Below are 13,087 nucleotides of genomic sequence, written 5' to 3'. Positions count from 1 at the left end.
CACTGCCAGCATATTTCTAATTATCACGCTCAATAATAAAGCAGGCTAACGCCTGTAGTGGCGCTGTGTTATAGGATTGCGCCGACAGCGCATTCAGGGCGCTAAGTGCTTCCTGATAAAGATCGGTGGCTTTGGCTTTGGCGCAATCTAGCCCCATAAGGGCCGGATAAGTGCTTTTCCCGTGTTGCTGATCAGAACCTTGGCGTTTACCAATTGTAGCTGTATCGCCGATAACGTCTAAAATATCGTCTTGCACTTGAAAGGCCAGACCGATTGCATTGGCATAACGGTCAAGTAAGGGGAGGGCTTCACGCCCAGGGGCACCAGCAGCCAGCGCACCGAGACGAACTGCGGCACGAATGAGTGCTCCGGTTTTATGACGGTGGATCTTCTCAAGGTCATCCAGTGTTATCTGACGGGATTCTGCTGCCAAATCCAATGCCTGGCCGCCGCACATACCGGCAACACCGCTGGCATGGGCTAATTCTGCAATCATCGACAGCCGATCTTTATCAGCCACATCGGGCATGGGTGCTTCTGCCAGGATAGAAAATGCCAGCGTTTGCAGGGCATCACCGGCCAGAATGGCATTGGCTTCACCAAACTTCACATGGCAAGTCGGTTGCCCACGGCGTAGATCATCATCATCCATCGCCGGTAAATCATCATGAATTAATGAATAAGCATGGATACATTCAATTGCCGCCGCTGGGGCATCCAGACTGGTCAGTGGCAGACCGAACATTTGGCCAGTGGCGTAAACCAGATAAGGGCGCAGCCGCTTACCACCCAGCACAGCGCCATAGCGCATTGCCTCTACCAGATCACTATTGCCAAAAGGGAGCGGCGCAATGAAATCCAACAGAGCCTGATTGACTCGCTGCTGATGTGCGGCAAGTTGTTGATTGAAATCAACTGAGGAGGGGGTGTTAGACATAAGACTACTCAGCATCCGGGGTGAAAGGGGCGAGTGGCGCATCAACTTCATCATTCAGGAGAACCTGAACGCGCTGTTCGGCTTGCAATAATGTCTGCTGCCCAAGACGCGCTAATTGTACACCTCGTTCAAATTCATTTAACGCTTCTTCCAGTGGAAGTTCGCCAGACTCCAGGCGAGTAACGATTTGTTCCAGTTCGCTGAGCGATGTCTCAAAACTGGCGGCTTTGGTTTCAGGTGATGCGGCTTTTTTCGGCATAGTTTTTATTCGACTCGATATTTTTTATGAAACGTAACCTTGATGGCGCGTAACGTCTTTTTTCTGCTTACAGAGAGCAACTCTTCAGGTCAAAAGCTTATTACCGGCTATTCTAGCGGATAATGAAGGGGAAATCGTGACGTTTAAGTCTGGTTTTTAGTACGCAGCCGCGCATCATATAGTGATATACTCCACGGCTTGCATGTTTTCGCTGACGCCTTTGACTGTTGCTATCGATAGCGACGCCATCACTCCATAACCAGACAACTAAAGACCGCCATGAAGTTTATCATTAAATTGTTCCCAGAAATCACCATCAAGAGTCAATCTGTGCGATTGCGCTTCATTAAGATCCTCACAACCAATATTCGCAACGTATTGAAAAACCTTGAGGACGATACCCTCGCGGTGGTTCGTCATTGGGATCATATTGAAATCCGCACTAAAGATGACAATCTTGGCCCACAGATTTGTGATGCCCTGACTCGTGTCCCAGGGATTCACCATATTCTTGAAGTGGAAGATCGCAGCTACACCGATATGCACAATATTTTTGAGCAAACGCTGGAAGCTTATCGCGAAACACTGGTCGGAAAAACATTCTGTGTTCGGGTAAAACGTCGTGGTAAACATGAATTTTCCTCTGGAGATGTCGAGCGCTATGTCGGTGGTGGCCTGAACCAACACATAGAAAGTGCCAAAGTTAAACTGACCCATCCTCAGGTGACCGTTCATTTAGAAATTGATCAGGACAAACTGACACTGATCAAGGCGCGTCATGAAGGATTGGGTGGTTTCCCAATTGGTACGCAGGAAGATGTTTTATCTCTGATTTCAGGCGGTTTTGACTCCGGTGTGTCCAGCTATATGCTGATGCGTCGTGGCTGTCGCGTGCATTATTGTTTCTTCAATCTTGGTGGCTCTGCCCATGAGATTGGGGTGAAGCAAGTGGCTCATTATCTGTGGAATCGTTTTGGTAGCTCCCATCGGGTGCGTTTTGTTGCCATCGATTTCGAACCGGTGGTGGGCGAAATCCTCGAAAAAGTCGAAGATGGTCAGATGGGCGTGGTGTTGAAACGCATGATGGTGCGCGCAGCATCTCAGGTGGCTGAGCGCTATGGTGTGCAGGCGCTAGTCACCGGTGAAGCACTGGGGCAGGTATCCAGCCAGACACTGACCAATTTGCGTTTAATTGATAATGCCTCTGACACCCTGATCTTGCGCCCGCTGATTTCTCATGACAAAGAGCACATCATCAATCTGGCGCGTGAAATCGGTACCGAAGATTTCGCTAAAACCATGCCAGAATATTGCGGCGTGATTTCAAAAAGCCCGACGGTGAAAGCGGTTAAGGCCAAGATTGAAGAAGAAGAATCTCACTTTGATTTCTCCATTTTGGATCGAGTGGTCAGCGAAGCCAAAAACGTCGATATCCGTGAAATCGCCGAACAAAGTCGTGAGCAGGTAGTTGAAGTTGAAACTGTTGCAGAATTGGCGGATACCGATGTGCTGCTGGATATTCGAGCTCCCGATGAGCAAGATGAAAAGCCACTGAAGCTGGACGGAATTGAAGTACGTGCGTTGCCGTTTTATAAACTGAGTACGCAATTTGCCGATTTGGATCAGAGCAAGAGCTATCTGTTGTATTGCGACCGTGGTGTAATGAGCCGTTTACAGGCGTTGTATCTGCGTGAGCAGGGGTATACTAACGTGAAAGTTTACCGCCCTTAAAGGTGATAAGTTAGCGGCTACTACGCTTTGCCATTCCGAGCTTGCGCAGTGCTCGCCGCCGTCACGTACTGCGTGTACGCTCCGTTGGCTGTGCGCTGGGCGCACCCAGACTGACTTTGCTCGCTACGCCTTATTGCAGGATGTTAGCGGCTACTGCGCGTGTGGATTTTGGGATTGCGCTGTGCTCGAACTCCTCACGTACTACCTGTACGCTCCGGGTTCTGCGCGCAGGGCGCACCCAAACTCCTTTCGCTCGCTACGCCTTGTTGGGGATAGTTAGCGGCTACTGCGTGTGTGGATTTTGGGCTTGCGCAGTATCGCCGTCACCCCTTAGTTCACAGTATTATTATTCTCGGTAGTTATAAATCCCTGGCGGTAGTACCAACTGCCAGGCGATCTCTTCTGCTTTTTCTCGTCCGAGCAGTAAAAAAACAATCTTTAGCGCAAAATCGATGGACGTTCCTGGCCCCTGGCTGGTGACCAGATTGACTCGTCGGTCATAAACAACACGTTGATCCATCCATTTTGTTGAATCAATTTTGTCTTTTAATGCCGGAAACCCAGTCATATTGCCCACTGGGAATAACTTGTGATGCTCAAGTACTAAAGCCGGGGCGGCGCAAATGGCGGCAACCAAACGACCCTCTTTATGCGTTTGTTCTACAGTAGCAACTAACAATGGGCTGTCGCGAAAACATTCCGCTCCCTTAATACCACCAGGCAGAACAACCACATCAAACTTTTGATCGGCCACATCCACCAGGCGGGTGTCGGCCAGTAAACGGACGCCGCGTGAACAGACGATTTCCAATGCGCCGTCACTGGCGACACTGGCTGTTGTGACATTAATACCTGCGCGCACCAGAATATCAATCGTGGTGACGGCCTCGGTTTCTTCACTACCAGGAGCCAGGCAAACCAGCGCCGATACGCTCATACTCATTTTCCTTACGTTTAATTAAATCATACAACCGGGCATTCTCTGGCAGAGTCATACCGTGATTCCTGGCACGCCGTAGTAAGTAACCGGTGATGTAGTCAATCTCAGTATGCCGCTGGCAACGCAAATCCTGTAGCAGTGACGAGACATTATCGGCGGTACTCTGGATAACATTGTTGACGTAGCTAAGCAGACTTTCTGTTGAGGTATGATAGCCCTCCATCTCCATCACACTGGCGACCTCCGCGCATAACCGCTCAATCAGCTCTGGATAGCGCTGCAAATCACCATTACGGCAGTTATGCAGGCCGGTAAGCGGATTAATCACGCAGTTTACTGCCAGTTTTTGCCAGCAGGCCGCCGAGATATCATCGTGCCAGGCCACGTCCGGCAAAGCCTGATGTAAGATATCTGCCAGGTTACTGATATCGGTTGCAATAGGAGACATCGGGCCAATATGGGTGATACCGCTGGCGACATGGACAATTGTGTTGCCATCACGGCGCGCAGCATGAGTGGTTACACCGTGGAGAAAGAGATGATCATCTCTGGGTAATTCTTCCTGCGTACCCATCCCATTATGTAGCAGTAAAATCTTACATTCGGGATTAAGCTTAGGCAGTAAGGCCGTGATTGCACTGGAAACTTGCCACGCTTTTAAGCAAACCAGTAATAATTCACTTTTCGACAAATGCTCAGGATCGTTAGTGGGGAGATTTTGATTGAATGCCTCGCCGCCTAACAATATGACATTAACTGAACAGAAGGGCTGTGGCACACGAAGCCAGCCTTGCACATCGTGACCCTGCTGGTAGAGCGCTGATAACCATAACTGCCCGAGAGCTCCGCAACCAAGCACAGTAATTTTCATTGAGACCTCCTTGGTGTAGGCGGAAAGCATACTGCTTGTTTCTAAGTGTTATGCTTTGATTATAGACTTTTTGGTCATTAAACGCAGAGTTAGCTATACATTGGCTCTGCTAAGAACAAAGTGTAAGTTGAGTAATTGTCAGCGGCTTGGCTTTGTCTGTAGGGATAAAGCGGTTATTATGCTCGCCATTCATCTTATCAGGAGGAGGGAATATGCCATCTTTCGACATCGTATCTGAAATTGATATGCAGGAAGTGCGTAACGCAGTTGAAAACGCCACCCGTGATCTGGCGAACCGTTGGGATTTTCGTAATATTCCAGCGAGTTTTGAGTTAAATGAAAAGAACGAAAGTATCAAAGTTGCCAGTGAATCTGATTTTCAGGTCGAGCAACTGTTGGATATTTTACGTGCTCAACTGACTAAGCGTGGCATTGAAGGGGCGGCACTGGAGATCCCGGAAGAAATGGATCGCAGTGGCAAAACCTACAGTGTGGAAGCCAAGTTGAAGCAAGGTATTGAAAGTGTGCAGGCGAAGAAGCTGGTTAAGCTGATTAAAGACAGCAAGCTGAAAGTTCAGGCACAAATTCAGGGCGAACAAGTGCGGGTCACCGGCAAAGCCCGTGATGATTTGCAGAGTGTGATGGCATTAATTCGTGGCGCTGATCTGGGCCAGCCATTCCAGTTCAATAACTTCCGCGACTAATATTTAGCTAAATCAGGTACAAAAGTATCGATCACTTTTGTACCTGCTTTTGTTTATATCGCGTTGACCAATTCTTCTAGCTGGCTGCGATTGGTTTTTTTGGTATCCACTTTGATATAAGCGCTGCGCTCGGCTCTCACCACTACCGCTTCAGTGACACCAGGTTGTGCTCTAATTCGTTCTTCTAACGCTGAGTCTTTTACCGCCAATTCGGACAAGGTAATTCGCAAGCTACTGACATAAGGTGGCTCTTGCATAGTGGCACTCACGCCAAACCACACCAGCGCGATAACCGCCCCAGCGGCAAATACCATACTTGCCCCTTCCATACCAAAAAGCCATCCGCCTAAACTGCCACCGATAGCCACCCCAATAAACTGGCTGGTGGAGTAAATCCCCATGGCGGTGCCTTTATAGCCTGCTGGCGATTCTTTACTGATCAATGATGGCAATATTGCTTCCATCACATTGAAAGCAATGAAAAATAACTGTACACCGGCAATGATGACCCACAGCTGTTGCCCGGCAGACCACAGCACCACTTCGGCGGCAAACAGCACAGCGACACAGCCCATAAAGACCTGCTTCATCCTGCGTTTGACTTCAGCATAAATAATAAACGGCACGACTGCAGCGAAGGAAACCAACATGGTCACCAGATAGACAATCCAGTGTTGGGCTGGAGCTAAACCTGCACTGGCCATAATCTGTGGTAAAGCAACGAAGCTCGACATCAATAAGATGTGCAAGCACATGATGCCGAAATTGAGTTTGAGTAGCCGGCTGTTATTGAGTACTTTGCTCACGCTACCTTTGACGATACTGGATTCGCGGTTAAGTACATGGCTATCGGCATCCGGTACCACGGCTAATGTAATAACAATACCGAATAGTGCCAGTACCGCTATTGCCCAGAACAGAGCATGCAAGCCAAAAGCGTGAGTGATAATTGGCCCCAGCACCATCGCGATGGCAAAAGTAATACCAAAGCTAACACCGATAAATGCCATTGCTTTGGTACGGTTTTGCTCACGAGTCAAATCAGACAGCAGTGCCATGACTGCGGCAGCGATAGCACCTGAGCCCTGTAATGCGCGACCCAGAATGATGCCCCAGATAGAATCACTCAGTGCGGCAATCATACTTCCCAGTGCAAATATCAGTAGGCCACCAACGATCAGCGGCTTACGGCCAATACGATCAGAAACCAGCCCAAATGGAATCTGAAAAATGGCCTGAGCCAGACCGTAAATGCCAATGGCGATACCAATCAATGCTTCGCTGGCACCGGAAAGCGCCATGCCATAAGTGGTGAGAACGGGGAGAACCATAAACATGCCGAGCATGCGCAAAGAAAATACCGTACCCAGCCCCCAGGTTGCCCGGAGCTCTAGCGGGGTCATTTTATTGTCGTTCATTACCACCTCAAAAAAACATTCTGCGCCATTGTAATGATGTTAGGGCCAGTGGGTAAATCTATTGATGTTTAGAATGTATTACAGGCGAGTTTTTAGATAACAGTAGGGTAGAGGAGAAATAAAAAATGGCTGCCAGGAATAGCCCGCCAGCCATTTTTATCACTACAGGGTTGAAGTTATCCGACGTAAGTCAGTAATCCAGCCGAGGAAGGAACATTGAAATCAACCGACATCATGACGCTCAATGACGTAATAGCAATGATAGAGAATACAAAGAGTTTTCTCGCCCATACGCTGTCATTGGTCGCTTTGTAACCGCGCAACGCCATACCCAACCACCAGACACTTACCGCAGCAGCGACAACCAGGTATTTATAACCGGCATAGCCACTTAAGGTCAGCATTAAGGTGGCAACCATAAATGCCAAGATATAAAGGGTAATATGGTTTTTGGTGACCGATATTCCTTTTATCACCGGCAAAACCGGAATGTTGGCAGCTTGATAATCCTTAAAGCGGAAAATCGCGATGGCATATGAGTGTGGCATTTGCCACAGGCTGAAGATAAGCAACAGGATCAAAGCACCCATATCGAACTGTCCGGTAACGGCACAGTAACCAATCACTGGAGGTGCGGCACCTGATAAGCTGCCAATCAATGTGCCGTAGACGGATTTGCGTTTCATGTAGAGGCTATAAACCCCGACATAAATCACGAAACCAATTACAGCCAGCCACATGGCTAACGGGTTAGCGCCAACATAGAGCAGCAGCATGCCAGCAATACCCAGTATCGAAGCATAAATCAGGCTCACTTTCGGATCGATAAGCCCTTTTACCAGGACACGATTCTTCGTTCTCTCCATGATGCGGTCGATATCACGGTCGATATAGTTGTTAAATACACACCCGGAGGCAACAACTAACGAGACACCGAACAGGGTGGCGAGAAAAAGTGGGTAATCAATCACGCCTTTGGAAGCGAGGAGAAATCCCCCAACGACAGAAATTAAATTGCCGAAAATAATTCCTGGTTTAGTTACTTGCAGGTATTGCTTAATCATCACATGCAGCTCTTCAGTCAACCATCATATTGATGTTGAGGTTGTACATAATCCAGAGTGAGCCCACAACAACGATTGCGATAATCATAGCGGTGAACAGGAACGCCACCAGATTCCAACGTTCTTCGGACGATCCATTCATATGCAGGAAGTACACCAGGTGCACAATAATCTGCACCACGGCTAAACCGACCACTGTGGCCAGAATAGTCGTATGGGAGGCGGTACCACTCATCACCATAGCGAATGGAATAACTGTCAGAATAACCGACAGAATGAAGCCAATAATATATGACTTCAAGCTACCGTGGCTGGCTCCACCGTGAGTCGTTGTTGAATGACTAGATGTTGGATGGCTCATCACATAGCTCCTAACAGATAGACAACGGTGAATACGCAGATCCAGACCACATCCAGGAAGTGCCAGAACAAGCTCAGGCACATCAGGCGGGTACGGTTCGTTTCATTCAGGCCGCGTTTTGCTACTTGAATCATCATAATGATGATCCAAACCAGGCCAGCGGTAACGTGAATACCGTGGGTGGCAACCAGCGCGAAGAAGCTAGACAGGAACGCACTGCGATCCGGGCCGTAGCCTTCAGCAATCAGGTGATGGAATTCATAGATTTCCATTGCCACAAAGCCCAGACCGAACAGGAAGGTCAGACCTAACCAGGTATTAACCTGATTTTTGTGGCCTTTGTTCATGCCCAGCATAGCGATGCCGTAAGTAATACTACTGAACAGCAACAGGAAGGTTTCAACCAGAACAAAGTTCAAGTCGAAGATATCCCGGCCTGAAGGGCCGCCAGCTGTCCCGTTTACCAGCACTGCATAAGTTGCAAACAATGTCGCAAACAAAATGCAGTCGCTCATCAGGTAGATCCAGAAGCCGAAGACTTTCGTCGCTCCTGCATCGTGATGCCCATGCTCTGCATGGGCGACGTTATGGTTAGTCAGAGTTTCAGTTGACATGATTCACGCCTGCTTTGCTGATTTGTTCATGATGAAGATCTTCAATGCGCTCCACTTCTGCAACCGGCACATAGTAATCAACATCCTCGTCGAAGCTTTTCACAATCCAGGTCACAATCATGCCGACGAAGCCAACAATGGCCAGCCACCAGATGTACCAGATCATAGCAAAGCCGAAGATCAAGCTGAAGCCAGCAATAATCACACCTGCACCGGTATTCTTCGGCATGTGGATTTCTTCGTATTTCGCTGGGCGTTTGTATGCTTCGCCTTTCTCTTTCATATCCCAGAATTCGTCACGGTCTGTCACTTCAGGTACAACGGCGAAGTTATAGAATGGCGGTGGGGAAGAGGTAGACCACTCCAGCGTACGGCCACCCCATGGGTCACCAGTCAGATCGCGATTTTGTTCGCGGTCACGGATACTGACGAACACCTGGATAACCTGACACAAGATACCGCAAGCAATCAGTGCTGCACCGCCTGCTGCTACCATCAACATCGGGTGGAATTCCGGGTTGATATCCTGGCTCAGACGACGGGTCATACCCATAAAGCCCAATACGTACAGCGGCATAAAGGCAACGAAGAAGCCGATAATCCAGAACCAGAATGCACGGATGCCCCATTTCTCATTCAGCGTAAAGCCGAAGGACTTAGGCCACCAGTAAGTCAGGCCAGCGAAGCAACCGAACACCACACCACCGATAATCACGTTATGGAAGTGAGCAATCAGGAACAAGCTGTTATGCAGCACGAAGTTTGCGCCCGGTACCGCCAACAGAACACCGGTCATCCCACCAATAGAGAAGGTGATGATGAAGCCAACAGTCCACAGCATCGCGGAGTTAAACTGAATACGGCCTTGGTACATGGTGAACAGCCAGTTGAATATTTTCACCCCTGTTGGGATAGAAATAATCATCGTCGCTATACCGAAGAAGGCGTTAACGTTGGCACCTGACCCCATAGTAAAGAAGTGGTGTAGCCAAACAATAAACGACAGTACGGTAATCGCGATGGTTGCCCAGACTAAAGAGGTATAACCAAACAGACGTTTTCTTGAGAAGGTCGCAGTAACTTCGGAGAATACCCCGAATACCGGCAGAACCAGAATGTACACTTCCGGATGGCCCCAGGCCCAAATCAGGTTGATGTACATCATCATGTTGCCACCCATATCATTGGTAAAGAAATGGGTGCCAAGGTAGCGGTCCAGAGTCAGTAACGCGACGGTCACAGTCAGGATCGGGAAAGAAACGATAATCAAAATGTTGGTGCAAAGTGCCGCCCATGTGAAGACAGGCATCTTCATCATCGACATGCCAGGAGCACGCATTTTCAAAATAGTGGCGAAGAAGTTAACACCGGTCAGCAAGGTACCTAAACCAGAAATCTGTAAACTCCAGATCCAGTAATCGACCCCGACACCTGGGTTGTACTCTTTACCTGACAATGGCGGATAGGCCAACCAACCGGTTTGCGCGAATTCACCGACCCCCAGAGAAATGTTAATTAACACCACCCCGACGACAAAGAACCAAAAACTCAGGGAGTTAAGGAACGGGAAGGCAACGTCACGAGCACCGATTTGTAGCGGTACGACCACGTTCATCAGGCCCACTACGAAAGGCATCGCCATGAAGAAAATCATGATAACGCCGTGAGCGGTGAAAATCTGATCGTAGTGATGAGGCGGCAGGAAGCCAGCTTCACCAGCTGAAGCAAGTGCTTGCTGACTACGCATCATGATGGCGTCGGCAAAACCACGCAGAAGCATGACCATGGCGACCAGAATGTACATGATACCGATTTTTTTATGGTCAACCGAGGTCAGCCATTCGCTCCATAACCATTTCCACTTGCCGAAATAGGTCAGGAGGGCAACAAGAGCCGCCCCGCCCAGAACAATTGCAGCAACGGTAACCATAATGATTGGTTCGTGTAGCGGAACCGCATCAAGTGTTAATTTTCCCAACATCGTTTTATTCCTCGGCTCCGGCGTGAGCGGCGTGTTCGCCCATATCCATGCCCTGGCTCATATCCATACCTGAATGGGTATCATCGCCTTTCTTGTGCATGTTCATATCACCCATAAACTTGCCAATAATTCCTTTAAACAGCTCCGGTTTAACACTGGAGAAATACTCAACCGGGTTATTTTCGCTCGGTTCAGCCAGTTTATTGAAATCGTCAGTAGTATTCAGAGTGTTCGGCGATTTTTTCACCTGTGCGACCCACTGGTTGAAGTCTTCCTGCGTAGGTGTTGCGATCGCAGTGAATTTCATACCAGAGAAGCCTTTGCCACTGAAGCTACTGGAAATACCATTGTATTTACCGGCTTCGTTGGCAATCAGATGCAGTTTGGTTTGCATCCCGGCCATCGCATAAATCTGCCCGCCTAACTGAGGGATAAAGAACGAGTTCATGACCGAGTTAGAGGTGATTTTAAAGTTCACCGGAACATCAGTAGGGAAAGCCAGTTCATTTACTGTAGCGATACCTTGCTCTGGATAGATAAACAGCCATTTCCAGTCCAGGGAAACCACTTCAATAGTGATTGGTTCTTTACCCGCTACTTCGAGCGGCTTGAACGGGTCAAGTTCGTGGGAGGTTTTCCAGGTTATCGTTGCCAAAATAGCAATGATAATGATTGGAACAGCCCATACAACAAGCTCAATTTTGTTGGAATGGGACCAGTTTGGGGTATAGGTCGCACTTTTGTTGGACGCGCGGTACTTCCATGCAAAAGCAAACGCCATAAAAATAACCGGAACTACGACGATCAACATTAAACCGATAGCTGTCAGTATCAGTGTTTTTTGCTCGACTCCGATTGCGCCTTTGGGGTTCATCAATACCATATCGCAACCACTGAGCATTACCGTGGCTGCTAATATAGACAACATACCCATATTTTTAATGTATTTCTTAAGTCTCATCTAACGACCTCAATTACAAAAGGGCTCTATTGTCGTTTCATGTGTGCGGGCATTTTACGGGAAGGTTGCAGGACTGTAAACATGCTTAAGATTGTGTCAGCGGCTTGTTGACACTTTATGTTAAGGGGGTCACAGATGTTACCTTGCGTGACAATTTACTAATCGCAACAATATGTTGGCGAAGGTGGGGGGCTGTAAAACGGCGGATGTTAAGGAAAAACAACGGTTATTACGCTTTTATTCACGGGAAATACTGATTTTTATTTATTACCTGGGCTTATTTTATGTAAATAATATGTGATGCCACGGTAAATTAAAATATATTCCGGAGTGCTAAAAATAGGTACCCCGGAATCATTTAGCTAGAAATTATATTTAATGGAATACACGATACCATCTTGTAAAAAATCTTCGCCTAATTTGTTATAAGCATATCGGTACTGAATACCCGTGGTGAATTGCTTAATTGGAGTCCACCAAAGAGCAAGAGCACCGTTCACCCCATTACGACCACCGTTACCTGCGGCATAGCGCTCAGCTCGGTTGAACTCCAGTTCGTTCCAGTTGGTGATGCTGAAGTTTTCGTCGAATGCAGTAAAGTCATAACCGGCAACCCAACCCACCACATAACCGTTATTACCTGAGTAATAAGTCTGATCAACATAGTGCAGCGCAACAAAGGGTTTCATCCACACACCGGCAACAGTGGCGTTGTAGCCGATACCGTACAAGGTATTCACTTCATGGAAGTTGCTGTAATCGTTACCCTCAGCGCTGGGCAGTGAGTAAGTGCCATAAATATGGCCATAAAGGTTGAAACCAGAATCGCCTAAATAGTAGCGACCTGTTGTTTTAAAGGTATAACGCTGGTTATCGCCTGGTTGTGCTGTTTTCGAATTGAATGGGTTTTCTAAATCAAAGAAACCGTAAATCTCGCCCCAGCTATAACCTGCACCACCTTCCAACTCAATATACGCAAAGTCATCTTTATGCGAAGAACCACCGGATTTATGCGTAGTGCTGCGAGTCCAGTCAAGGTAGTTCATGCTGATATTAGCAAAACCCCACTGATATTCAGCTTGGACGGCCGGAGCCAACGTGATCGCAGTCAGCGCCACAGCGCCGATAAGAATTTTACGCATAAATGCCTCTGTGTGGTTGAAAGATGCCAGAAGAAATAAAAGGACACTGTCCTTAACAAAAAGTGCGCTCATCATAGTCTCAGAGCACGAAAGGATAAATAGTT

At 48.0% G+C, this 13,087-nt stretch carries 13 protein-coding genes; 2 read left to right on the top strand and 11 right to left on the bottom strand.

Annotated elements, in window-relative coordinates; translation table 11 throughout:
* Nucleotides 1–16: 16 nt before the first annotated feature.
* Together ispA and xseB are read right to left on the bottom strand one after the other, a co-directional pair.
* Nucleotides 17–937 carry a (2E,6E)-farnesyl diphosphate synthase gene (gene ispA, locus QSV56_RS03660; RefSeq protein WP_019082535.1) on the bottom strand — a complete coding sequence of 307 codons (921 nt, stop codon included), beginning with the start codon at nt 935–937 and terminating at the stop codon, nt 17–19.
* A gap of 4 nt (nt 938–941) precedes the next feature.
* On the bottom strand, nt 942–1,196 hold the full coding sequence (gene xseB, locus QSV56_RS03655; protein ID WP_019081312.1) for an exodeoxyribonuclease VII small subunit: 255 nt from the start codon (nt 1,194–1,196) through the stop codon (nt 942–944).
* Between the two features lie 279 nt (nt 1,197–1,475).
* On the opposite strand from xseB, the gene thiI reads away from it, so the two are divergent.
* The gene (gene thiI / locus QSV56_RS03650) at nt 1,476–2,927 is read left to right on the top strand and encodes a tRNA uracil 4-sulfurtransferase ThiI (protein ID WP_019081311.1); all 1,452 of its coding nucleotides are present in this window, start codon (nt 1,476–1,478) and stop codon (nt 2,925–2,927) included.
* 346 nt (nt 2,928–3,273) lie between these two features.
* Here the strand turns inward: thiI and yajL are convergent, their stop codons facing one another.
* Both yajL and panE read right to left on the bottom strand, forming a co-directional pair.
* The gene (gene yajL, locus QSV56_RS03645) at nt 3,274–3,864 is read right to left on the bottom strand and encodes a protein deglycase YajL (protein ID WP_019081310.1); all 591 of its coding nucleotides are present in this window, start codon (nt 3,862–3,864) and stop codon (nt 3,274–3,276) included.
* Nucleotides 3,827–4,738 carry a 2-dehydropantoate 2-reductase gene (panE, locus tag QSV56_RS03640; protein ID WP_046051463.1) on the bottom strand — a complete coding sequence of 304 codons (912 nt, stop codon included), beginning with the start codon at nt 4,736–4,738 and terminating at the stop codon, nt 3,827–3,829. The genes yajL and panE overlap by 38 nt, the downstream gene beginning before the upstream one ends.
* 212 nt (nt 4,739–4,950) lie before the next feature.
* Here panE and QSV56_RS03635 point away from each other — a divergent pair, with 212 nt between their 5' ends.
* Nucleotides 4,951–5,442, top strand: coding sequence for a YajQ family cyclic di-GMP-binding protein (locus QSV56_RS03635; protein ID WP_005163537.1), 492 nt, complete (start codon nt 4,951–4,953; stop codon nt 5,440–5,442).
* 53 nt (nt 5,443–5,495) lie between these two features.
* On the opposite strand, the gene QSV56_RS03630 is transcribed toward QSV56_RS03635, so the two are convergent.
* The 7 genes from QSV56_RS03630 to QSV56_RS03600 all read right to left on the bottom strand — a co-directional run bounded on the left by QSV56_RS03630 (nt 5,496) and on the right by QSV56_RS03600 (nt 12,983).
* Nucleotides 5,496–6,860 (bottom strand): MFS transporter, encoded by a 1,365-nt coding sequence (locus QSV56_RS03630; protein WP_019082538.1) that lies wholly within the window; start codon nt 6,858–6,860, stop codon nt 5,496–5,498.
* Nucleotides 6,861–7,036: 176 nt separating this feature from the next.
* Entirely contained in the window at nt 7,037–7,924 is an 888-nt protein-coding gene (cyoE, locus tag QSV56_RS03625) for a heme o synthase (protein WP_005163530.1), read from the bottom strand.
* Between the two features lie 13 nt (nt 7,925–7,937).
* Nucleotides 7,938–8,285, bottom strand: a complete 348-nt coding sequence (locus QSV56_RS03620) for a cytochrome o ubiquinol oxidase subunit IV (protein ID WP_005163527.1) — start codon at nt 8,283–8,285, stop codon at nt 7,938–7,940.
* Complete coding sequence (locus QSV56_RS03615; RefSeq protein ID WP_005163525.1) at nt 8,285–8,899, bottom strand: cytochrome o ubiquinol oxidase subunit III; 615 nt, start codon at nt 8,897–8,899, stop codon at nt 8,285–8,287. The genes QSV56_RS03620 and QSV56_RS03615 overlap by 1 nt, the downstream gene beginning before the upstream one ends.
* The gene (gene cyoB, locus QSV56_RS03610) at nt 8,889–10,880 is read right to left on the bottom strand and encodes a cytochrome o ubiquinol oxidase subunit I (RefSeq protein WP_005163523.1); all 1,992 of its coding nucleotides are present in this window, start codon (nt 10,878–10,880) and stop codon (nt 8,889–8,891) included. The genes QSV56_RS03615 and cyoB overlap by 11 nt, the downstream gene beginning before the upstream one ends.
* A 4-nt stretch (nt 10,881–10,884) precedes the next feature.
* Nucleotides 10,885–11,841: a cytochrome o ubiquinol oxidase subunit II gene (gene cyoA / locus QSV56_RS03605; protein WP_019081306.1), complete on the bottom strand. Its 957-nt coding sequence runs from the start codon at nt 11,839–11,841 to the stop codon at nt 10,885–10,887.
* Nucleotides 11,842–12,203: 362 nt separating this feature from the next.
* Complete coding sequence (locus tag QSV56_RS03600; RefSeq protein ID WP_013649444.1) at nt 12,204–12,983, bottom strand: outer membrane protein OmpK; 780 nt, start codon at nt 12,981–12,983, stop codon at nt 12,204–12,206.
* Nucleotides 12,984–13,087: the final 104 nt, after the last annotated feature.

This window comes from Yersinia sp. 22-579 (assembly GCF_030433455.1).
GTDB classification, from domain to species: Bacteria; Pseudomonadota; Gammaproteobacteria; order Enterobacterales; family Enterobacteriaceae; genus Yersinia; species Yersinia enterocolitica.
This window is presented reverse-complemented; position numbering and strand designations above follow the sequence as displayed.

Coding starts and splice junctions, on each gene's coding strand:
- xseB (WP_019081312.1), bottom strand. CDS start 1,196: ATGCCGAAAAAAGCCGCATCACCTGAAACCAAAGCCGCCAGTTTTGAG.
- ispA (WP_019082535.1), bottom strand. CDS start 937: ATGTCTAACACCCCCTCCTCAGTTGATTTCAATCAACAACTTGCCGCA.
- panE (WP_046051463.1), bottom strand. CDS start 4,738: ATGAAAATTACTGTGCTTGGTTGCGGAGCTCTCGGGCAGTTATGGTTA.
- QSV56_RS03630 (WP_019082538.1), bottom strand. CDS start 6,860: ATGAACGACAATAAAATGACCCCGCTAGAGCTCCGGGCAACCTGGGGG.
- yajL (WP_019081310.1), bottom strand. CDS start 3,864: ATGAGCGTATCGGCGCTGGTTTGCCTGGCTCCTGGTAGTGAAGAAACC.
- QSV56_RS03600 (WP_013649444.1), bottom strand. CDS start 12,983: ATGCGTAAAATTCTTATCGGCGCTGTGGCGCTGACTGCGATCACGTTG.
- QSV56_RS03620 (WP_005163527.1), bottom strand. CDS start 8,285: ATGAGCCATCCAACATCTAGTCATTCAACAACGACTCACGGTGGAGCC.
- cyoB (WP_005163523.1), bottom strand. CDS start 10,880: ATGTTGGGAAAATTAACACTTGATGCGGTTCCGCTACACGAACCAATC.
- QSV56_RS03615 (WP_005163525.1), bottom strand. CDS start 8,899: ATGTCAACTGAAACTCTGACTAACCATAACGTCGCCCATGCAGAGCAT.
- cyoE (WP_005163530.1), bottom strand. CDS start 7,924: ATGATTAAGCAATACCTGCAAGTAACTAAACCAGGAATTATTTTCGGC.
- QSV56_RS03635 (WP_005163537.1), top strand. CDS start 4,951: ATGCCATCTTTCGACATCGTATCTGAAATTGATATGCAGGAAGTGCGT.
- thiI (WP_019081311.1), top strand. CDS start 1,476: ATGAAGTTTATCATTAAATTGTTCCCAGAAATCACCATCAAGAGTCAA.
- cyoA (WP_019081306.1), bottom strand. CDS start 11,841: ATGAGACTTAAGAAATACATTAAAAATATGGGTATGTTGTCTATATTA.